This window comes from Cobetia marina (genome assembly GCF_001720485.1).
GTDB lineage: Bacteria > Pseudomonadota > Gammaproteobacteria > Pseudomonadales > Halomonadaceae > Cobetia > Cobetia marina.
The window spans coordinates 3887467-3907771 of record NZ_CP017114.1 but is presented as its reverse complement, the minus strand read 5'-3'; the positions used below and the strand labels follow the sequence as shown (position 1 = coordinate 3907771).

The 20305-nt window shown below is 61.5% G+C and carries 19 protein-coding genes; 14 read left to right on the top strand and 5 right to left on the bottom strand.

Annotation, left to right across the window (positions count from 1 at the left end; all coding sequences use genetic code 11):
- Positions 1 to 10: 10 nt before the first annotated feature.
- Positions 11 to 1075, bottom strand: coding sequence for a RelA/SpoT domain-containing protein (locus BFX80_RS16450; protein WP_167593061.1), 1065 nt, complete (start codon positions 1073 to 1075; stop codon positions 11 to 13).
- 246 nt (positions 1076 to 1321) lie between these two features.
- Between BFX80_RS16450 and BFX80_RS16445 the strand changes: the two genes are divergently transcribed.
- The 8 genes from BFX80_RS16445 (at position 1322) to BFX80_RS16410 (ending at position 10401) form a co-directional block, all read left to right on the top strand.
- Entirely contained in the window at positions 1322 to 2854 is a 1533-nt protein-coding gene (locus tag BFX80_RS16445) for a sigma-54 interaction domain-containing protein (RefSeq protein WP_240499621.1), read from the top strand.
- A gap of 451 nt (positions 2855 to 3305) precedes the next feature.
- A complete protein-coding gene (locus tag BFX80_RS16440) occupies positions 3306 to 4442 on the top strand; it encodes a TRAP transporter substrate-binding protein (protein WP_077378590.1) in 1137 nt (378 codons plus the stop codon).
- Positions 4439 to 5185, top strand: a complete 747-nt coding sequence (locus BFX80_RS16435) for a TRAP transporter small permease subunit (protein WP_077378593.1) — start codon at positions 4439 to 4441, stop codon at positions 5183 to 5185. The genes BFX80_RS16440 and BFX80_RS16435 overlap by 4 nt, the downstream gene beginning before the upstream one ends.
- On the top strand, positions 5169 to 6467 hold the full coding sequence (locus tag BFX80_RS16430) for a TRAP transporter large permease (RefSeq protein ID WP_338079123.1): 1299 nt from the start codon (positions 5169 to 5171) through the stop codon (positions 6465 to 6467). Before BFX80_RS16435 ends, BFX80_RS16430 begins: the two co-directional genes overlap by 17 nt.
- Before the next feature lie 221 nt (positions 6468 to 6688).
- Positions 6689 to 7288, top strand: coding sequence for a Rossmann-fold NAD(P)-binding domain-containing protein (locus tag BFX80_RS16425; protein WP_077378599.1), 600 nt, complete (start codon positions 6689 to 6691; stop codon positions 7286 to 7288).
- A gap of 288 nt (positions 7289 to 7576) precedes the next feature.
- Complete coding sequence (gene tmpA, locus BFX80_RS16420) at positions 7577 to 8734, top strand: 2-trimethylaminoethylphosphonate dioxygenase (RefSeq protein WP_084209454.1); 1158 nt, start codon at positions 7577 to 7579, stop codon at positions 8732 to 8734.
- 20 nt (positions 8735 to 8754) lie between these two features.
- Entirely contained in the window at positions 8755 to 9369 is a 615-nt protein-coding gene (locus tag BFX80_RS16415; RefSeq protein WP_084209839.1) for an HD domain-containing protein, read from the top strand.
- 51 nt (positions 9370 to 9420) lie between these two features.
- On the top strand, positions 9421 to 10401 hold the full coding sequence (locus BFX80_RS16410; RefSeq protein WP_084209453.1) for an ABC transporter substrate-binding protein: 981 nt from the start codon (positions 9421 to 9423) through the stop codon (positions 10399 to 10401).
- 169 nt (positions 10402 to 10570) lie between these two features.
- Here the strand turns inward: BFX80_RS16410 and BFX80_RS16405 are convergent, their stop codons facing one another.
- Complete coding sequence (locus tag BFX80_RS16405) at positions 10571 to 10792, bottom strand: hypothetical protein (RefSeq protein ID WP_084209452.1); 222 nt, start codon at positions 10790 to 10792, stop codon at positions 10571 to 10573.
- Positions 10793 to 10802: 10 nt separating this feature from the next.
- Here BFX80_RS16405 and BFX80_RS16400 point away from each other — a divergent pair, with 10 nt between their 5' ends.
- From BFX80_RS16400 to BFX80_RS16385, 4 genes are all read left to right on the top strand, one after another.
- Positions 10803 to 11648, top strand: coding sequence for an amino acid ABC transporter ATP-binding protein (locus BFX80_RS16400; protein WP_084209451.1), 846 nt, complete (start codon positions 10803 to 10805; stop codon positions 11646 to 11648).
- An 83-nt stretch (positions 11649 to 11731) separates the two neighbouring features.
- Positions 11732 to 12607 (top strand): transporter substrate-binding domain-containing protein, encoded by an 876-nt coding sequence (locus tag BFX80_RS16395; RefSeq protein ID WP_240499620.1) that lies wholly within the window; start codon positions 11732 to 11734, stop codon positions 12605 to 12607.
- 96 nt (positions 12608 to 12703) lie between these two features.
- Positions 12704 to 13423: an ABC transporter permease gene (locus BFX80_RS16390; RefSeq protein WP_084209450.1), complete on the top strand. Its 720-nt coding sequence runs from the start codon at positions 12704 to 12706 to the stop codon at positions 13421 to 13423.
- Between the two features lies 1 nt (position 13424).
- Positions 13425 to 14174 carry an ABC transporter permease gene (locus BFX80_RS16385; RefSeq protein WP_084209449.1) on the top strand — a complete coding sequence of 250 codons (750 nt, stop codon included), beginning with the start codon at positions 13425 to 13427 and terminating at the stop codon, positions 14172 to 14174.
- A gap of 167 nt (positions 14175 to 14341) precedes the next feature.
- Here the strand turns inward: BFX80_RS16385 and BFX80_RS16380 are convergent, their stop codons facing one another.
- Both BFX80_RS16380 and BFX80_RS16375 read right to left on the bottom strand, forming a co-directional pair.
- Positions 14342 to 15268 (bottom strand): carbon-nitrogen hydrolase family protein, encoded by a 927-nt coding sequence (locus BFX80_RS16380; protein WP_084209448.1) that lies wholly within the window; start codon positions 15266 to 15268, stop codon positions 14342 to 14344.
- 42 nt (positions 15269 to 15310) lie between these two features.
- Positions 15311 to 16831 carry a sodium:solute symporter family protein gene (locus tag BFX80_RS16375; protein WP_084209447.1) on the bottom strand — a complete coding sequence of 507 codons (1521 nt, stop codon included), beginning with the start codon at positions 16829 to 16831 and terminating at the stop codon, positions 15311 to 15313.
- A 413-nt stretch (positions 16832 to 17244) separates the two neighbouring features.
- Between BFX80_RS16375 and BFX80_RS16370 the strand changes: the two genes are divergently transcribed.
- Positions 17245 to 18195, top strand: a complete 951-nt coding sequence (locus BFX80_RS16370; RefSeq protein ID WP_240499619.1) for a LysR family transcriptional regulator — start codon at positions 17245 to 17247, stop codon at positions 18193 to 18195.
- A 42-nt stretch (positions 18196 to 18237) separates the two neighbouring features.
- Here the strand turns inward: BFX80_RS16370 and BFX80_RS16365 are convergent, their stop codons facing one another.
- Complete coding sequence (locus BFX80_RS16365) at positions 18238 to 18906, bottom strand: TetR/AcrR family transcriptional regulator (RefSeq protein ID WP_077378608.1); 669 nt, start codon at positions 18904 to 18906, stop codon at positions 18238 to 18240.
- A 233-nt stretch (positions 18907 to 19139) separates the two neighbouring features.
- On the opposite strand from BFX80_RS16365, the gene BFX80_RS16360 reads away from it, so the two are divergent.
- On the top strand, positions 19140 to 20303 hold the full coding sequence (locus BFX80_RS16360) for an HlyD family secretion protein (RefSeq protein WP_077378610.1): 1164 nt from the start codon (positions 19140 to 19142) through the stop codon (positions 20301 to 20303).
- Positions 20304 to 20305: the final 2 nt, after the last annotated feature.

Sequence of the window (20305 nt, the reverse complement as noted above, 5' to 3'; positions counted from 1 at the left end):
GTAGGAGGGGTTATGAAAATAGCCTGGTGTTATGTTTTGGGCTAATTCTTAACTGTTCTTTTTTTATCTTTTCAATTTGTTTTATGAATAATTCTGCATCAAGGAAATAGCTTGGATACGCTTTTTTAAGCGAGATAAGTGATTCGGAGGTGACTAGGACCACTTGCAGTTCCTCGCCATTACTTATTTGCTCCTCTTTTGCCGAATATTCTTTGTTTGCTAGCTCGACTTCACTCTTTTTAAAAGAGCGTATGCTTGCTCTGCGTGTTGCCATATTTAATGTTATTAGATGGTAGTCGCCAGTGCTATTGCCATTATCTATGTGCCTCGTGGCTACTTTAAAGCCAGTTAGCTTTTTAATTACATCAAGCTCTGCTTCCTTTTCTATAAGCATGGAATACAATTTTTCAACTTCAATACTGTCGTGTTTTGGGACACGGGGTGTTTTCTCCATAATCGCAAAGGCCGAACTTGCTAAAGAGAAAAATTCTAGCCACTCTTCTGGGCCTTCGCCAGACTTAAGTGCGTGGCTCAAATATGTTCCCATTGTTTCTATGGCTGTTGCCCAAGCATGTTGTATATTTGTCCTTACTTGAAGCTCAATCCATCTCCCATCGATATATTTAAATAGCAAATGGACGCTGCGATAACCTGAGTCTTTAGGAAAGTTTATGTAGTCTTTGCCCTGTGGTTTTAAAGAAAATGCTCGACTAGGTCTAGTGGGATGTTTGTAATTCTCAATTAATTTTCTTAGAACCTTCATGTCATGTACAACAGCCCTTATTCCACCAATGTCTTGCATTCTCGATAACCGCATACTTTTCTCACGTTCGAGCTTTGATAGTATAGACGGTGAGCGTTTAAGACGTTGAGAAACTATGGCCTTTTCATCGATTTTAGCTAGCCGTTGCCGCAAAGATATCTGAAAGCTATTAAGAGCAGCAGTATGGCATGCTCTCCAATTATCCAGAACATCCTTCGATTCATCCTTATCTATGCTACCTTTAGTTATTAAAGATATTCCAGCTCTATCTACACGAGATTTTGAATATTCTAATGATATTTTCTTGGGCACATCCATATCCTTATGTCGTAATTCAATCCTCTCTGAATATTAGCTTATATTTTGATCTTTTAGGTTCTTATTAGACCACTGGCTACGTTGATCCTTGGCGGTGGTAGGCCGATGCTGTAGGTGGTGTCCGGTTTTCCGGACGCTGGCTGCGTGTTGGCGCAGCCCATAACAATCAGATCCGGCGGGTGTGGTGGCAGAGGGATACGGTTGCCCACGATGACCGGACACGCCAAGGGAGAGTCGGTGATGGCTCAGCAGATGCCAGTGTCAGGCGCGGCGGGTGGAGCGAAGGCGGCTGCTCCGCTGCGCAACGATTCACCTGCCACCTCGATTCATGTCGAGCGGGCGCGTCGCGAGTTGCTGCGAGCCGCGATGGATGCGGTGGAGGAGTGGGTGGTGGTGGTGGATGCCCAGGGCGGTATCCAGTTTCTGAACGCCCCCTATGCCGAGTTTCTCGGCGTCGAGGCCAGCGAGGTGCTGGGGCGCGATGTCAGCGAGGTGATCGAGAACACCCGCATGCATGAGGTGCTGGAAAGCGGCCGCGCGGAGCTGGCCCAGCTGCAGTTGATTCGTGGCCACCACATGATTGCCCACCGTTACCCCATCTTCCGCGATGGCGAGCTGATCGGTGCCATCGGCTCGGTGCTCTATCACGACACCTGGGAATGGCGGCAGGTGAATGCTCAGGTCCAGGCGCTGGAGGCGGAGGTGGACTACTACCGTCAGGCGCTGGAAACCCCCAACGGCGCGCGCTGGCAGTTGAGTGACATCATCGGGGATTCGCCCGCCATGCGGGAGCTGGCCAGCAAGGTACGCAAGATCGCCCCCGGCGGCGCCTCGGTATTGATCCGTGGCGAGTCCGGTACCGGTAAGGAGCTGTATGCCCATGCGCTGCATCGCAGCTCGGCGCGTGCCAAGGGGCCCTTCATCAAGCTCAACTGCGCGGCGATTCCCGAAGCGCTGCTGGAGGCGGAGCTGTTCGGCTATGAGGAAGGCGCGTTCACCGGCGCGAGGCGAGGCGGCAAGCCCGGCAAGTTCCAGCTCGCGGATGGTGGCACGCTGTTTCTCGATGAGGTTGGTGACATGCCGCTGGCGATGCAGGCCAAGTTGCTGCGCGTGCTGCAGGACCGTGAAGTCGAGGCGGTCGGCGCGACACGGCTGGTCACCGTCGATGTACGAGTCATCGCCGCCACGCACCGCCCGCTGGAGGCGCTGGTCGAGAGCGGCGAATTCCGCGAAGACCTCTTCTATCGCATCAACGTGGTGCCACTGCAGGTGCCGCCGCTGCGCGAGCGCCGTGACGACCTGCCGACCCTGGCCACGCATCTGCTGTCACGTCTGGCGCGTCGTAGTGGCCGTCGTCCGCCGATACTCTCCGAGACCGCGTTGGAGCGCCTGTGTGCCCATCACTGGCCCGGCAACGTGCGCGAGCTGGAAAACGTCCTCGAAGCCGCCTTCTATCTGGGCGGCAGCCATATCCAGCCGACCGATCTGCCGGATGCCATCGGTGCCCGGCATGGCGATGCGCGGCATGGCGATGCCCGCCGGACTGAATTATCCACACCCCCCTCGGATTCAGACGTGCTTGCTGCTTCCGACACGCCAGTGGCAACCGGCTCGCTGCGGGAGGCGATGGCGCAGGCGGAGCGCCAGCTGATCGTGGACGCGCTGCGCGCCGCTGAGGGCAATCGCACCCGCGCCGCCCGTCAGCTCGGCATCGCCAAGTCCTCGCTCTACGAGAAGCTCAACCGTCATGGCCTGTTGGCCGAAACGCCCTGATCGAGAGTGGTTTCACCTTCCCGCCACAGACGAGGGGTCAAAGCGTCCGGAAACTCGGTCAATGACCGGAAATCCGGACGCTTTGCGTGTCACGCCACCCCACGCCGTGCCTACCCGCATGGGGTCTGCCTTCCACTATCGGCATATTCGACTGGAGTCGTAGACCGAATTCATGTCAGCGCGCGACCTTGGTCGCAGCCTTGACGACCCGCGTGTCCGGCTTTCCGGACGCTGCCGAGCGTGGATGGCGGCCTTGAGCACATCGTGTGGCTACTCGTGCGTGATTGGCTCTCGTAGCTCTCTGAAATCATTGGAATTGTTGTGGCGTGGTCAGGCGCTTGCGTTGTCAATGGGTAAGTTGACGTAAGCGTCAGCTTGTTGCGTGCCTTATCGCCAGAAAGCATCGAGCCGTACGACCAGCCAGTACAACAACAAATCAGGGAGCCGTGCCATGTTGCATCACGCCACGCCGCGTCACACGACGCCGACTCGTCGCCTGCGCCTCGGAGCCGCCATCGCGGCGGCCGTCGCCACCACCACCTTGATGGCCGCCGCACCTGCTCAGGCGGAAGGGCCGAAGCAGCTCGACGTCGCCAGTACCTTCTCGACCAAGAACTTCCTGGGCGCCGGGGCCGTGCGTCTGTCCGAGGAACTCAAGAGCGCCACCGGCGGTGAAGTCGGTCTGCGCGTGCACGAGCCGGGTGATCTGGTGCCGGCCTTCGAAGTCTTCAACTCCGTCTCTTCCGGCGCGATCCAGGCCGGTTGGGACTGGATGGGCTATTGGGCCGGCACGGTGCCGATCACCAACCTCTACGGTGCGCTGCCGTTCGGCCCGAGCCCGGAAGCCTTCATGTCATGGATGTGGGCCGGTGAGGGCACCGAGCTGATCCAGGCCGCCTATGACCCCTACGGCGTGAAGGTGCTGCCGTGCTTCATCTCCCCGCAGGAGACGGGCGGCTGGTACAACAAGGAAATCAACTCGCCGGATGACTTCAAGGGCCTGTCGATGCGCATCTCGGGCCTCGGCGCCAAGGTGCTCAACAAGCTGGGCGCCTCCACCCAGCTGGTACCGGGCAGCGAGATCTATCTTGCACTGGAGCGTGGCCGTGTCGATGCCACCGAGTTCTCGGTGCCGCAGGTCGACCAGGCGATGGGCTTCAATGAAGTCGCCAAGTACTACTACTTCCCGGGTTGGCACCAGAGCGCCAGCTGGTTCTCGCTGTTGATCAACCAGCAGGTGTGGGACAGCTACAGTGACCAGCGCAAGGCGCAGTTCCAGACCGCCTGCCGCGCGACCCTGCAATGGGCGATGGCCGAAGCGCCGCCGGCTCAGGTACGTGCGATCCATGAGCTCGAAGCCAAGGGTGTCGAGGTCAAGCGCTTCCCGGAACCGGTGATGACCGCGCTGCAGAAGGCATGGGGGGAAGTGCTGGAAGAAGAGAAGCAGACCAATCCTGACTTCGCCAAGGCCTACGATTCGCTGATGAAGCATGCCGCATTGATCGACGAATGGTACGAGCTGCAGGCCATGCCGCAGCCGATGGCCATGAAGCAGGCCGGTGACGCTGAGGAGGGTAGCGCCCAATGACCGACCCCCGCCTTGCGCCCTGGCGGGCACAGGGCGGGGCGGTGTGTGACGCCCTGGGCCGACCGCTGGTCGGCCTGGGGCTATGGGTGGGTCGCCTGACCAGCTGGTTGGGTCTGGCGATCATCCTGGCCGTGCTCACCACCGTCACGCTCAACGCCCTGGGCATCAATGAAATCGCCAACTGGGGGTCGCCTGACGTGCTGCTGTTCGGCACCGCGATCACCATCAATTCCGTCACCGAGCTTCAATGGCATCTGTTCGGCCTGCTGACGCTATTCGGTGGCACCTATGCCTTGCACAGCGACACGCATGTGCGGGTCGATCTGTTCTACCAGCGCCTCTCGCCGCGTGGGCGCGCCGTGGTCGATATCCTCGGCCACCTCATCATGCTGATTCCCTTCTGCCTGCTGATCGCCTGGCTGTCCAAGCACTTCGTCACCATGTCCTACATGTCCGGCGAGAAGTCCAACTATGGCGGGCTGGTGGACCGGTACCTGATCAAGGCGATGCTGCCGACGGGTCTGGTGTTTCTCGCCCTCGGCGCACTCGGGCAGATCTTCGAGAATCTGGCTTGCCTGTTCGACCCGGCGCGCACTCCTGAACGCCTGAAGGACCATGAGATTGCCAGTCTTGCCGGCCTTGCACCTCAGGCAGGCAAGACGCAGGACACCGCTGCACACGAGACGGCCGGCACGACGGCACCCAAGGATCAAGCAGACGGGAGCCATGACGATGCTCGCTGAATACGCCTTGCCCATCACCATGGTGGTGGCACTTCTGATCGGTATCTTCTCCGGCTACCCGGTGGCCTTCCTGCTCGGCGGGCTGGGTATCCTGTTCGCCTTCATCGGTGACATTCCGCTGCCGTTTCTCGGCACCGTCGGCTCGCGCATCTTCGGCGGGGTGATCGAGAACTGGCTGCTGATCGCGATTCCACTGTTCGTGTTCATGGGGCTGATGCTGGAAAGCTCCGGGGTGGCGCGCAATCTGTTGATGACGCTGCAGCGCCTGTTCGGTCGCGTGCATGGTGGTCTGGCCGTCTCGGTGGCGCTATTGGGCGTGGTGATGGCCGCCAGTACCGGCATCATCGGTGCCTCGGTGGTCATGCTGGGCCTGCTGGCGCTGCCGGTGATGCTGGGGCAGGGCTACAAGGCCGAGATGGCCTGTGGGGTCATCGCGGCCTCCGGCACCCTGGGCATCCTGATTCCGCCCTCGATCATGCTGGTGCTGATGGGCTCCATCCTGCAGATCTCGGTGGGGGCGCTGTTCAAGGCGGCGCTGATTCCGGGGCTGATGCTCGGCGCGCTCTACGTGGCCTATCTGCTGATCACCGCCAAGCTGCGCCCGGACTGGGCACCGCTGCCGGACCAGTCGCTGCTCGGTACCGACAAGACACCGCTGCCGCTGGCGCTGCTGCGGGATCTGCTCGGCCCGATGGTGCTGATCGTCGCGGTGCTGGGCTCGATCATGACCGGTATTGCCACGCCCACCGAGGCCGCGGCCATCGGCGCGGGCGGCAGTCTGCTGCTGGCGCTGGTGATGGGCGGGCTGTCCTTCGACACCCTGCGCAACACGCTGCGCGATACCTCGCGGACCAGCGCGATGATCCTGTTCGTCGTCATCGGCGCGACCTGCTTCTCGGTGGTCTTCAAGCGCCTGGGCGGCGACTATCTGATCGAGGATGTCATCACCGGCACCGGCCTGGGTCCCTACGGCCTGCTGTTGCTGCTGATGGGACTGATCTTCGTGCTCGGCTTCTTCCTGGAGTGGATCGAGATCAGCTTCGTGGTGCTGCCGCTGGTGGCGCCGGTGGTCGAGGCGCTGGACTTCGGGCTCGGGCTTTCCGGCCAGGGGCTGCTGGTATGGTTCGCGATTCTGGTCGCCATCAATCTGCAGACGAGTTTCCTGACCCCCCCTTCGGCTACGCATTGTTCTATCTCAAGGGCATCACCGCCGGGCAGGTCTCCATCGGCACCATCTATCGCTCGATTCTGCCCTTCGTCGGCCTGCAGCTGGCGGGGTTGATCCTGTGCATGCTGTTCCCCGCGCTGGTGCTGTGGTTGCCGGGGCTGATGCCGTGAGTGCGGGCAGGGTTCGGGCAGGGGGAGGGCAGAGTGCGGGCGTGACATCGGCGCCGTGCCACCGCCACGCCGTGGAAGGTAGTCAGCAGGGCGAGGGGCGTCACAGGGAGGTGATGTGCCACAGATCTGCCGTGATCGGCAGAGCGATCCATCAGGGAGAACGAGATGCTGCCACGACGCAGGGTATTGATTGCGGGGCAGGGGGAATGGCTGGAAGCCATGGCGCGCACCTTCCTGGAAGATGGTGCCATCATCGCCCTGATGAGTACCGCGCAGACGGATCTCGAGCGCGTGCTGGACGCGCTGGGCGGCGAGCAGTCGGATCGCTTCGGTCAGGTGGTGGGCGAGGGCTGTTTCGAGGTGCTGGTGGCGCGTCTCGGCCGTCTCGACGTGCTGGTCTGCATGCCGCCGCAGGCCGTGGCCGGGCAGTCGCTGGAGGCGTGTCTGGTCGCGCAGGTCGCCGGGCCCGGCGCCTTGCTCAAGGCGGCCTGTGCACGCATGTTGCGCCACGGTGGACGCCTGCTGGCCGTCGCGCCGCCGCTGTCCTCGCCGCTGCCCTCGCAGGAGCATCACGGCACTGCCATGGCGCAGGCGGCGCTGGGTGAGTTGATCCAGCGCCTCGCGCTGCGTGCCCCCGACAGGGTGCGCGCCAATCTTCTGTGTCCCGAGGGCAGCCGACCGGATGCCGTGGCGGAGTGCGCGCGCTTCCTGGCCGGTGGTGCCGGGCGCGCGCTCAACGGTCAGGTCCTGCACCTGACCGACTGATATCGAATGGGGGCTCCCGGCCCTCGTTCTCTTGTCGTACCCCCGGCGCACGATGGCTGCCGGGCCTGCCTGCCATTCCTTCCCAAGCCTTGCCGATTCGTTTCCGCGGATGCGCCGCGTTCGCTGGTCCGACATATGGCCAATTTCATCAAATCTATGTCCAATTTCCTCAAACCACTTCGACGGTAGGGGCTTAAGGTAGAAGAGATTCCAGTCGGACCCGCCCCCGAGAGCAGGCACCTGCCAGGGAAAACAAGCGTGCCGCTCCCCAGCCGTGGAGAACATCGAGTGCCCAGCGCCCCCCTTTCCGTCTGCCTGACAGACTCCGGACGACAACTGCAGCTGAGCCACCCCGAGGGTGATCTGACCCTCGAGGCGCTCTGGCTGCGCGAGCGGAGTCCTGATGACGCGACTCTCGATTCCCTGACCGGTCAGCGCCTGATCGAGGCGGCGGATCTGCCGCTGGATCTGCGCCTGAGTGAGGCGCAGCTCGACGGCGATACGCTGTCGCTGGCCTTCAGCGACGGCCACGCGGTGAGTGTCTCGTCGTCGGCTCTGCTGGCGGAGTGTCGCGCGCCACAGGCCTACCAGGGCATGACGTTCTGGAAGGGGGATCTCGCCCAGCTGCCCGAGGCTGACTTCGCGGCAGCACTGGACGATGACGCGGCCTTGCTGGACATGCTCGAGCAGTTGCAGCGCTTCGGCTTCGTGCGGGTCAGTGGCGTGCCGGATCACGAAGATGGCATGCAGAGCCTGATCCATCGCATCGGACCGCTGCGACGCACCAACTGGGGCGGCATCGCCGACGTGAAATCCGTCGCCAACGCCTACGACCTCACCATGACCCAGCGCGGGCTGGAGCCGCATACCGACAACCCCTATCGCGATCCGATTCCCGGCTATATCTGGCTGCACTGCCTGCGCAATGCCGCCCTGGGGGGTGACAGTACGCTGGTGGACGGGTTCAGCGCGGCGGAGCATCTGCGTCGTGAAGACCCCGAGGCCTTTGCCTGCTTAACCGAGGTCACGCCCGGATTCCGCTATCACGATGCCACCACGCGGCTGGAGAGCGAAGGCCCCTTGATCGAGCTGGACAGTCGGGGGCAGGTGGCCCGTGTGCGCTTCTCCAATCGTACCGAGCGGGTGCCGGCGTTGCCGAGCGCGACCCTGCGCCGTTACTACGCGGCCCGTCAGGCGTTCTACCGCCTGATTGCCGGTGACGACTTCACGCTGCATCTCAAGCTGGCGCCGGGCCAGATGCTGATCATGGACAACTACCGGCTGTTCCATGGTCGCAGTGCCTTCCAGCTGGAAGGCGGCATCCGCCACATGCGTCAGGGCTATGTGGATCGCGACTCCACGGCCAGCCGCCGCCTGCTGCTGGCCGATCAGCTTGCCGATCAGCTCAGCGGTCAGCCGGACAACAAGGAGGAGGCCACCGCATGAGTCAGCAAGATACCGTCCCGATGACCCAGGCGCGCTTTCGCAGCTTCGCGGAAAGCACGCATGCCGAATGGGCGCTGATCGATGCGCACTTCCGGGAGTATCAGTCCGATGCCTGTCGGCGCGTGATCGCCCACCTGGGCTGCCTCCAGGGAGATCACCATGGCTATCCGGTGGATCGCTACGAGCACTGCCTGCAGACGGCGACCCGCGCCTTGCGTGCCGGCGCCGATGAGGAGATGGTGGTCTGCGCGCTGTTGCACGACATCGGCGATGATCTCGCACCGGCCAATCATGCCGAGATCGCCGCGGGTATCCTCGAACCGTTCATCGATCCGCTCAATGTCTGGATGATTCGCCATCACGAGCTGTTCCAGGGCTATCACTACCGGGAATACTTCGGCCAGGACCGCCATGCACGTGATGCCTACGCCCACCACCCTGCCTATGAGCGCACCGTGCGCTTCTGTGACGAGTGGGACCAGACCAGCTTCGACCCCGAATACGACACCCTGCCGCTTGCGCATTTCCTCCCGATGCTTGCGCGCGTGATGGGGCGTGAGCCCTTTGGCGGCCTGCCGAAACTGGTGGCAGCGCCATCGGCTGCAGTCGCGCAAGGCATGCAAGACCCCGCTTGACACTCCCTATAACAAGGCCCGGCGCGACCGGTGCTGACAAGGAACGACAAGATGAAGCGACCCCTGACCTGCCTGACCTCTTCCCCGTTGCGCGGCACCCGCCGCGGACTTCTCACGCTCGGTGCACTGCTGCTCAGTACGGCGCCGCTGGCGGCTTCTGCCCAAGACACGGACGACGCCTTGACGCTCATCGTGCCGCCCTGGCCCGGTGTCAGCGTCAAGAGCGAGATCGTCGCCCAGATTCTCGCCCCCATGGGCTATGACGTGGAGCGGCAGGAAGTCAGCTCCACCGTCGGTTACAACACCCTGACCACCGGCGACAGCGATGCCTTCCTCGCCGGCTGGCTGCCGGCCCAGAAGGACAGCTACGACGCGGCCATGGCGGCCGGCGCGATCACGGATCTCGGCAACAACGTCACCGGTGCCCGGATGGGCTTCGCGGTGCCGGGCTATGTCTATGACGCGGGTATCCACAGCGCGGCGGATCTGGCCGCCCACGCCGATGAATTCGATGAGACCATCTACTCCATCGAAAGCGGCTCCACCATCAGCGACATGCTCAACGGCGCCATCGACGACGATGTCTATGGGCTGGGTGACTGGGATGCGATGGAATCCTCGACGCCGGGGATGCTCAGTGAAGTGCGCGCCGCCGAGCGCGAGCAACGCTGGATCGCCTTCTACGGCTGGACGCCGCACTGGATGGTGCCGGAATTCGACACCCATATCCTGGAAGACCCGGAATCGGTCTTCGGTCCTGACAACGGCGCCAGTGACGTCAAGACCGTCGTGCGGACCGCCTACGCCGAGGCCAATCCCAACCTGACGCGCTTTCTCGATCAGCTGGTCTTCAGCTCCGATGAGCAGAGCGCCTTCATCCTCGACTACAGCCTGAACGAGCGTGACCTCGATGAGGTGGCGCACGACTGGCTCGTCGCCCACCCGGAGCGTCTGGCGGAGTTTCTTGCCGGCGTGACGACCCGCGATGGCGAAGATGCCGTCGCTGCCGTGAACGCCAGCCTGCAAGACTGACGTAGCCTCCCTACCGCGATGACGGCATGGGGCGAGAGCTGACAGATTCCTGCCCCGTGTGGCATTGCTGCGTCGCCTCAAGGCTTGCATTTCGTGCTGATAGTGCCTGCCGCACCCGTCCGTGGTGTGGGGAGTCGTTATGTGGAACGCCTATTGCTATACAACTGTATCAATTTTTGTTCGCGCTACCGCTGATGTCGCGACGGGTCGCGGCAGATCGCGGCAGGGCAAGCACCATCTGGCCATCGGTCGCTTCGGTCAGGCAGTCGCGCAGCGCATCAAAGTAGTGCGTCATGCCGATCCCCGCTGCACGGTGCCCCATCCCAAGCCAGCCACAGCCACCCACTTGTGAGTCGCTCATGACTATCTCGCCCTCGAACGTATCTCCCATGACCCGCTCGATGAAAGCAGACAGCAACGGCATCTCTCAGCCTCAGGAAGTCTGCCTTGAAGGCAGGGCAGGGCCCTCGCGATCCTCATCGAATCGGGTCATCGTCGAAGCCAGCAACATCGTCAAGCACTACGGTGATCTGGCAGTGCTGCATGACGTGTCATTGCGCGTGACGGAAGGCAGTGTCACCACCATCATCGGCGCCAGTGGCTCCGGCAAGAGTACCTTGCTGCGCTGCATGAATCTGTTGGAACGCCCCAACAGGGGGGAGCTGTCGATCGCCGATGAGCATCTACGTTTCGATCGCGACAGCCATGGTGGCCTCATCGGGCTGGATCGTCGTCAGATCCAGCGCCTGCGCTCCAAGGTCACCATGGTCTTCCAGCAGTTCAATCTGTGGCCGCACCTGACCGTGCTCGGCAACGTCACCGAAGCGCCGATGCGCGTGAAAGGCAAGTCTCGGCGTGAGGCGACTCGCATCGCGGAACATTACCTGGAGCGGGTCGGCATGCTGGAGCGCGCCGACAGCTATCCGGCGTTTCTCTCCGGGGGGCAGCAGCAGCGAGTCGCGATCGCGCGTGCGCTGGCAATGGAACCGCGTGTCCTGCTCTTTGATGAGCCGACATCCGCTCTGGACCCGGAGCGGGTCAGTGAAGTGCTCAGTGTCATCCGCAGTCTCGCCGATGAAGGACGCACCATGCTGATGGTGACCCACGAAATGGCCTTCGCCAGAGAAGTGTCCGACCAGATCGTTTTCCTCGATGAAGGCCGAGTCGGGGTGGCAGGCAGTCCGGCGGAGGTCTTCGAGCAGACCCGCCATGAACGCTGCCGACGCTTCATCGCACCGGCAGCTTGAGGAGGCCTCCACTGAATTGCCCCGGCATGGACTTCCCCACCATGCCGCTGATGGAACCACAACAATTGCCAGGAGATGGCCTGATGATCTTGATGAACGATGCTGGATTCGCTGCCAAGATACCTTCACTGACCGCGCGTGGAACGCGTTCTGCCTCGACTTCCACATCTGCGCTGCGCAAGCTGGCCGGTGCACTGATGATGGGGGGACTGGCACTGGGTGGCCTGACGCTTGGCGCCGCCCAGGTGCACGCCGCCGACACTCTCAAGGTCGGGATCTCCGCCGAACCTTACCCGCCCTTTACCTATACCTCCGCCAGCGGCGAGTGGACCGGCTTCGAGGTCGAGCTGGCCAACGCGATCTGTGACGCCATGCAACGTGAGTGCGAGATTACCCCCACAGGCTGGAGCGGCATCATTCCTTCGCTGAAGGCCGGGCGTATCGACATGATCATGAATTCGATGACCATCACCAATGCTCGCGAGAAGGTTATCGACTTCAGCATTCCCTATTACCATTCATCGGGTGCCTATGTGGCCGCCAGCGACCTGGATATCGATATTCCAGAAGGCCTGGATGGCATGGTTCTCGGTGCCCAGGCGGCGACCACCCACGCCAACTTCGCGCGCCGGGCATTGAGGGACAGCGGTGTCCAGGTGCGCCTCTATGACCAGCAGGAGCAGGCCAACAGTGACCTGTTTTCCGGTCGGGTGGATGTGATTCTGGCAGACGAGATCGCCATGAATGCGCTGATCAAGCGCGAGGAGGCACACGGCTTCGAGATCAAGGCGACCACGCCGCAGCACCCGGCCTATGGCGAGGGGGTCGGCATCGGGATTCGCAAGGAAGAGGGGGCGCTGAAGGCGGCGATCGATGATGCCATCCAGAAGGTCTACGCGGACGGTACCTGCACGGCGCTGTCGAACAAGTACTTCGATACCGACGTCTGCCTGGGCTGATCACGAGCGTGCTGGCCCGATGGCTGGTGTCGTCTGGCCAGCACGCTTCCCGTAGTGCCTTCCTCCTATTCACCTGATACGACAAGGCTTCTGATCATGTCCCAGTTTGCCCAAGAAGGGCTTGCCGATTGGGCCGGCCCTATCCTGTCCGGTGCCGTCACCACCTTGCAGATCGCCTTTGCTGCCTATGCCATCGGGTTGCTGCTGGGGTTGGTCGGCGCAGCGGCAAGACTCAGCCCATGGGCGGTGCTGCGGGCGCTTGCCACCAGCTACTCGACCGCCGTTCGCGCGGTGCCGGAACTGCTGCTGATCATCCTGCTGTATTACGGTGGCTCCCAGGCACTCACTGCGCTCATGAACGCGCTGGGTGTCGCGGGCCAGATCGAGATCAGTGGCTTCGTCACTGCCGTCGGCGTGCTGGCCTTCGTCCAGGGGGCCTACATGACCGAGGTCTTCCGGGGCGCCATTCTGGCCATTCCCAAGGGCCAGCTCGAGGCCGCCGATGCCTATGGCTTTTCTCCGCTGGCACGGTTTCGCCATATCACGCTGCCCGGCATGCTGCCCAATGCACTGCCCGGCATGTCAAACCTGTGGCTGATTCTGATCAAGGACACGGCGTTGATCAGTGTCATTGGCTTCAGTGAGCTGTTCTTCACCGTGCAACAGGCGGCGGCCAGCACGCGCGACTACTTCCTGTTCTACAGCGTGGCAGGACTTCTGTATCTGCTGATGACGCTGACCTCGAGCCTCGCGTTCGGCCGGCTGGAGCGCTACGTGCGCCGTGGCGAGCCCGTCATTTCTGCCCAGGAGGCGTGATATGGACTTCAGCTGGTTGTCGGACCCCTACTATCAGGAATCATTGTGGCGGGGGTTGTTCAATACCCTGTTGTTGCTGGTGGTGTCGGCCGTGCTGGGTTTCACGCTGGCGGTCGGCATGGCATTGGCGCGCATCAAGGGCCCCAGGCCCCTCGCTTGGCTAGCCAATGGCGTGACCATCGTGATGCGAGGCACGCCCCTGCTGGTGCAGTTGTTCTTCTTCTATTACGGCATCGGTCGGCTGCTGGAAGGCATCCCCGGCATTCGCGAGAGCCTGTTCTGGGGCGTTCTGCGTGACCCGTTCTTCTACGCCACCCTGACCTTCACCCTCTCGGTGGGCGCCTATACCGGCGAAGTCCTGCGCGGTGCGCTGCTCAGCGTGCCACCGGGTGAGCGGGAAGCGGGGCGTGCCTTCGGCATGAGGCCCTTCCAGGTCTTCACTCGCCTGTGGTTGCCGCGTGCCATCCAGCTATGCCTGCCGACCCTGACCGGCGAGATGATCCTGCTGCTCAAGTCGGTGCCGCTGGTCTCGACGATCGCGATGATGGACCTGCTGCAGGTCGCCAACATCATTCGTGACGAGAACTTCCTCACCTACGAGCCGCTGCTGTTCATCGGTGCCATCTACCTCGTGCTGACCATCGTGCTGACCCTGTGTCTGCGTCAGGTGGAACTCAACTTCCCCGGTGTGCGCGCCCAGGCACGCAATGGCGGGTGGTTATCACGACTGCGTCCGGCAGGTTCCGTGTAATGATGTGAGGCATCGCGTATTACCTGACAGGCTGCCCTGACACTCCACACCAACGACAACAGCCCCACCCTCGAGTGTCGAGAGTGGGGCTGTTGTCATTGGTGCGTCAGTCGACTGTCACCGTTCACGACAGCGCTCAGGCGTCAGGCATCAGGCATCAGACAAGCTCAGTAATAGACGGCCTTCTTTTCTTCACGATCCACCATCACGGACAGCACATCGGGGCGGGCGTAATGCCCCACCGGATCGAAATCCAGCTTGCTGCGGATCAACGTATCGCGCGCAAGTGTGGCATGCAGGATGGTACGCTCATTGAAGACAGGGCCTGCGATGATCTCGCCGAGTGGTCCGAGAATCACGCTGCCGCCGCGCATCAGGACATGTTCCGGCGAGTCACCGAGTACGCAGTTGTAGTCATCTCCGAAGTCGCCACGTGTCAGGTACTGGCAGGCACTCAGGACATAGCAGCGGCCTTCCAGCGCGATGTGCTGCATGGAAGACAGCCAGGTATCGCGGTCATCAGCCGTCGGTGCGCAGTAGATCTCCACTCCCTGCCCATACATCGTCTGGCGCAGTGCCGGCATGTAATTTTCCCAGCAGATCACCGCGCCGACCTTGGCCAGTGAGCTATCCACGGCATCCAATGTCGAGCCGTCTCCGAAGCCCCAGATGAGACGCTCCGAGCCCGTGGGCATGAGCTTGCGACGCTTGCCGACAATTCCTGCCTGCGGATCGATGAACACCACGCTGCAATACAGGGTCGAGCCATCGCGTTCGATGATGCCCATGACGATGAAGACGCCATGTTCGCGGGCTGATTCTTCAATGCTGCGCAGTTCCGGTCCGTCGATTTCCACGGCGCCTTCAAAATAGCGTCGAAAGTCTTCACGTCCTTCCGGGAGCCGCGTGCCTACCGGGGCGCCGAATGTCAGCCCCTTGGGATAGGTACCCAGAAACGCCTCTGGAAATACCACCAGCTCGGCCTCTCCCTGCGCAGCTTCCTCTATGAGACGGCATGCCTTGAGGGCTGTCTTCTCGGCATCGAATGGCACGCTGCTGTCCTGGATCACTGCAACTTTTACGTTGTCTTGCATGAGAGTCACCTATGAATTGGAGATAAAGGACGCCATGAGAATTCAGCGCGAAGGTTGAGTGCTTGAGGGAACAGGCGTGTCGCAGTTGTCGCGCATGTATTCATCGAACATGTCATGGAATTCATGCTGTGATCGTTCACAGACCGGAGCTGACAGACGACTGACGACCATCATCACGACAAGGTTGACGATGAAGCCTGAGATACTGGGGCCGATGACGATATCCAGTTGCAAGATGGCCAGGATCGCCATCACCGCAGTCCCCGAGAGCAGCCCTGCAAAGGCACCGGCTTCCGTGATTCGACGGAAATGCAGCATGCCGAGTGCGGAAGGCACCAGTTGCAGACCGAGACCGAAGCCGAGCGAAGCGATGGGCACCAGATAGCCTGCACCACTGGGCAACATGGCCAGCAGGAAGACTAGTACGGTCAATGACGCCACGACTACACGCGTGATGAGCGTGATGCGCTGACTGCTCAGCGGCTCCTTGGTGAAGCTGTTGACGATGTCTTCCGCCACGATACTGGCCGATGACAGTAGCTGGCTGTTGATGGTCGAGATGGCGGCGGCCAGGATGCCGGCAACCACGAAGGCGCCCAGCAGTGGCAGATGCTCGTTGAAGATCAAGGGAAGAATGGTGTCGCTGCTGCTGGCATCGAGGCCCGGAGCCACTCCGGGGATCACGGCCGCCAGACCCACGAGCAGCGGAATGATCGCCATCATCCAGGAATTCCAGAACGGGGTGGCCATGGCGACCTTGCCGAGTACCTCTGCGGAGGAGGCGGAATAGAACTTCTGCCACATGTGCGGCAATACCCAGGCACCGAAGCCAAGTCCCAGCCAGAGTTCCAACATTTTCAATGGCTTGCCGGAATTGACCAGCAGCTCTGGTTGAATTTCGGCCACGGCTGCGAACATCTGACTGCCGCCGGCAAGATTCATCACATAGATGGCAGTGAAGATGAGAATCGAGGCAAAGAAGATACCCATGAAGGAGTCCGTCCAGGCGGTGCCCTTGAAGCCGGCCCACAGCACGATCACACCGACCATGATGGATGTGACGGTCACACCGACCACATAGGGAATGGCTCCCCCTGACAGGGCATCCAGTGCCTTGGCGCCTCCGATGACCTGGATCAGCATGACAGGCACCAGAGCCGTGATGCCGGTGACGGCCACGGCGATCTTCAGGCGCTTGCTGCGGTAGTAACGCTCGACCATCTGTCCGGGAGTGATGAAGCCGAAGCGCTTGCCAGCCAGCCAGATGCGGGTGCCGAACATCCAGATGAAGATACCGTGGAAGATGGTCCAGACGGCAAAGCCGACGAACCAGATGCCTTCGCGATAGTAGGAACCGAAGGCCCCGAGCAATGTCCAGGTGGAGAAATAGGTTGCGCCCATGGAGAGCACCAGCACCAGAGTGCCCATGCCTCTCCCGCCGATGACGAAATCCTCGGAAGTCGTGGATTGCGTATTGTTGGCACTGCGTTTGGCGAATAGCGAAATCAGGATGAAGACACTGATGAAGGCGACAAGTACGGCAATCGTGACGGTGTTATTCATGTGAATGCTCCTCCACGATGGGCCTTGCTTTCAGTGCATTCATCAAGGGCTTGAAATACAGGGGATATAGCGAAATGACGCAGAGTGTGAGCACCGCATTGCATACCAGCGTCAGTGCCAGCGGCTGGGGAATTCCCCAAATCAATTTCGAGGAGTTGAATATTCCAATATAAGGAAGCCATGTCAGTAATAGACAGAGAGCGACCACCCACCATACGAACTTTCTTATATTTCTTATGCTCATCATGTTTCCTTGCATATGACATGCAGGTCAGGATCGTTATTTATCGTGATGAAATCTTCCGGGAGATGTCCTGTTCAGAGTAAACGCGACTCCCTGTATGGGAAATTAGAATCTTGAGCACGCCGCGTTGACGTAAAGTACACACCTGACAACGTTCTGAACGTCAGAAGTGCGCTTAAATGGTGCTGACCAACCGCCCCTCGATCAGGAGGCTCCCATTCAGATACTCACTTATCGTTATTTCCTGGCTGTCGCGGAAACCGGGTCAGTTCGTCAGGCGGCGCATGAGCTGCATGTCAGTCCGTCGGCCATCAGTCGCCAGATACAGAACCTGGAACATAGCTTTCAGACGGCTCTCTTCGATCGTCGTTCTTCGGGCATGTTCCTGACGGAAGAGGGGCGCATCCTGAAAGCTCACATGCGCAATACCCTGAGAGAGATGGACCTTGCGAAGTCGAAGATTCAGGAAATCCATGGTCTGATGGCGGGGACCGTGCGCTTCGCCACCATAGAGGGGGTGATGAGAACCTGGCTGTCGCCGGCCATCGCCCGTTTCCAGCGACAGCATGAACAGGTCACCTTCTCCGGTACCGTCACGGGAAGTCCGGCGGTCTATGACCAGCTGAGTTCGGACGCGGTGGATATCGGAGTTGCCATGGAAGTGGATCTGCCTGCCGATATTGAGGTCATCGAGCGTTACCCGACGCATTTCATTGCTGTCGCGCGGCCCGACCATCCACTGGCCGGGTGCGATTCGATCACCCTGGAAGCGCTGGTGGGGTGCTCGCTTGCGATGCTGAACGGGAGTTTTCTTACGCGACAACTGGTCAATGCAGCCTCCGTCAGGATCGGCAAGACGTTCAGAGTCATCTTTGAAATGGACAATATCGAGATGCTGAAGCTGCATGTCCTGGCCAATGGAGGCATGACGATATTGCCAAGTTACGCGATCAGTCAGGTGGAGCTGAGTCGCGGCGACCTGGTCGCCATTCCGATGCAGGGTACCGCCTGCCTGGCGTGTTCCACGGTATTGTGCAAACGCCGTGATCGGCGGATGACCCATGCAGCCAGGGCCTTTGTCGAGACGCTTTGTACTGTTCCCATGACGACGCATCCATAACCTCATCGGCGGGGCTGGGTCATCACGTCAGGGGCCCGGCGTTCAGGCCCCGAAACCCGCGATGAAGACGCGCACGCAGCGCCTGACGTGTGGTCGCAGGCTTTCCGGGTCGGCCGGTTCGGGGAAGCTGCCCAGCAGGGCATCGACATGCAGCGGGTTGAGCAGCATGCCGGTCAGCAGGTTGGCGGCGGCCAGCGGTTCCTGCCCGAGGCCGGAGCCTGGCAAGTGGCCCTCCGCCACCTGTCGTGACAGGTAGCCAGCCAGCCGCTGGCGCGTCAGCTTGGGGCCATTGTCGAGGAAGAGCTTGCCGAGCTGCGGGTTGCGGCCGCTCTCGAAGGCGAGGCCACGAAACAGCCGGATCAGCTGTGGTTCGAGGGCCAGTGTCAGCATCGCCATCCCGAAGTGTTCCAGGGCCTCGTCGACGCGACGTGCCTCATTGACCTCGTGATCCATCACCGACCATACCGACTGTGCTTCCTGCTGCATCACGGCGAGGAACAGCCCCTCCTTGTTGCCGAAATTCCGATAAAGCGTCGTCAGTGATCCGCCGGCCTCCCGTGCGATCTCGTTGATGCTGGTCGCGGCGTAGCCATTTTGCAGGAAGTGTTCTCTGGCGACTTCCCGCTGGCGTCTGCGGCGGGCTTCCCCGCGCGGCGAGGTGCGGGATGTGGCGGTGTCCGGAGCACTCTGCGAGGAAGGGGAGTCCGTCATGTCTGTGTCCTCTGGTGAAAGGGGCCGACTGACGCCGTCAGGGTTGCGATATTGCGAACGAGGCACGCTGTCGGTTGACGCTGTCGGGGGTGGCTCAATGAAGTGTAGTATTCATTACACTTAGTGGCGGTGCAAGATGGCAGTCCCGAGCGCAGGCGTTGCGTCATCGAGGCCGGCCACCGTCAGACGGTTTCCCTGCCTGTCACTGACAGGCAGCAACAGAGAGTCGCCGTATGAACAAGGCAGGCAAGGGCGCAGTGGCGCTCCTCGTGGTGGCGGGCGTGATCGCGGGTGGCGTGATGGGAGTCGAGTGGTGGCAGGTCGGGCGCTTCATGCAGGAGACTGACAATGCCTATGTGCGGACCGACAGCGTGCCGGTACGTTCCGAGATCACCGCGCGCGTGACGCGCATGCTGGTGCATGACAACCAGCCGGTGAAGAAAGGGCAGTTGCTGGTTCAGCTGGACGATGGGGATGCCAGGGCCAACCTGGATCAGGCGAGCGCCGCACTCGACAAGGCGCGCACCGGGGAAGTCCAGGCCGAGCGTCAGCTGGATCTGCAGAGCGCGAAGATCGATGAGGCCAAGGCGGCCCTGGCCTCGGCCAAGGCCGAGCGCGATCAGGCCGCGCTGCATCTCAAGCGCTCAAGAAGTCTGGAGAGCCGCAGCTATGCCTCGCGGCAGTCCCTTGAAGATGACCAGGTGACCCTGCGCACCGCCGAGGCCAGCGTGGCGCAGCAGCAGGCGTCGCTGGTCTCCGCGCGTCAGCAACTCGAGGTCTACAAGGCACAGCTGGACTCGGCCCGTGCCGAAGTGGTGTCAGCGGCGGCGGATCTCGCCTACGCGCGCCACCAGCTGGAGAAGACCTCGATTCGTGCGCCCCAGAACGGCGTGGTCGGCAATCGCAGTGTCGAGGTCGGCACCATGGCCAGCGCCTCGCTGACCCTGATGCAGCTGGTGCCGGTGGAAAGCGCCTACGTGGTGGCCAACTACAAGGAAACCCAGACCGAGCGCATGCGAGTCGGGCAGCCGGTCCACCTTGAGGTGGATGCCTACCCGGACATCGAATTCGAGGGGGTGGTGGACAGCCTCGCGCCGGCGACCGGCACCGAGTTCAGCCTGCTGCCGACGGACAATGCCACCGGCAACTTCAACAAGATCGTCCAGCGCGTGCCGGTGCGTATCCGCCTGACCGGCCCGGAGGCGGCATTGCCACGCCTGCGGGCGGGGCTGTCGGTCGTGCCGTCCATCGACACCCGTGAGCTGCCGGAGACCGGCACCTATGCGGCCAGTGTCACCGCGCCTGTCACTGCGGCTGTCACCGCGCCAGTCATGGCACCTGATAGCGTGCAGGCCGCCTCCGATGTCGCGGCCACCGCCGAACACGGAGCGCAGTGAGC

Excerpts from the sequence above, each read along its gene's own strand:
- BFX80_RS16445 (WP_240499621.1), top strand. The coding sequence starts at position 1,322 with ATGGCTCAGCAGATGCCAGTGTCAGGCGCGGCGGGTGGAGCGAAGGCG.
- BFX80_RS16440 (WP_077378590.1), top strand. The coding sequence starts at position 3,306 with ATGTTGCATCACGCCACGCCGCGTCACACGACGCCGACTCGTCGCCTG.
- BFX80_RS16435 (WP_077378593.1), top strand. The coding sequence starts at position 4,439 with ATGACCGACCCCCGCCTTGCGCCCTGGCGGGCACAGGGCGGGGCGGTG.
- BFX80_RS16430 (WP_338079123.1), top strand. The coding sequence starts at position 5,169 with ATGACGATGCTCGCTGAATACGCCTTGCCCATCACCATGGTGGTGGCA.
- BFX80_RS16425 (WP_077378599.1), top strand. The coding sequence starts at position 6,689 with ATGCTGCCACGACGCAGGGTATTGATTGCGGGGCAGGGGGAATGGCTG.
- BFX80_RS16415 (WP_084209839.1), top strand. The coding sequence starts at position 8,755 with ATGACCCAGGCGCGCTTTCGCAGCTTCGCGGAAAGCACGCATGCCGAA.
- BFX80_RS16410 (WP_084209453.1), top strand. The coding sequence starts at position 9,421 with ATGAAGCGACCCCTGACCTGCCTGACCTCTTCCCCGTTGCGCGGCACC.
- BFX80_RS16405 (WP_084209452.1), bottom strand. The coding sequence starts at position 10,792 with ATGGGAGATACGTTCGAGGGCGAGATAGTCATGAGCGACTCACAAGTG.
- BFX80_RS16400 (WP_084209451.1), top strand. The coding sequence starts at position 10,803 with ATGAAAGCAGACAGCAACGGCATCTCTCAGCCTCAGGAAGTCTGCCTT.
- BFX80_RS16395 (WP_240499620.1), top strand. The coding sequence starts at position 11,732 with ATGATCTTGATGAACGATGCTGGATTCGCTGCCAAGATACCTTCACTG.
- BFX80_RS16390 (WP_084209450.1), top strand. The coding sequence starts at position 12,704 with ATGTCCCAGTTTGCCCAAGAAGGGCTTGCCGATTGGGCCGGCCCTATC.
- BFX80_RS16385 (WP_084209449.1), top strand. The coding sequence starts at position 13,425 with ATGGACTTCAGCTGGTTGTCGGACCCCTACTATCAGGAATCATTGTGG.
- BFX80_RS16380 (WP_084209448.1), bottom strand. The coding sequence starts at position 15,268 with ATGCAAGACAACGTAAAAGTTGCAGTGATCCAGGACAGCAGCGTGCCA.
- BFX80_RS16375 (WP_084209447.1), bottom strand. The coding sequence starts at position 16,831 with ATGAATAACACCGTCACGATTGCCGTACTTGTCGCCTTCATCAGTGTC.
- BFX80_RS16365 (WP_077378608.1), bottom strand. The coding sequence starts at position 18,906 with ATGACGGACTCCCCTTCCTCGCAGAGTGCTCCGGACACCGCCACATCC.
- BFX80_RS16360 (WP_077378610.1), top strand. The coding sequence starts at position 19,140 with ATGAACAAGGCAGGCAAGGGCGCAGTGGCGCTCCTCGTGGTGGCGGGC.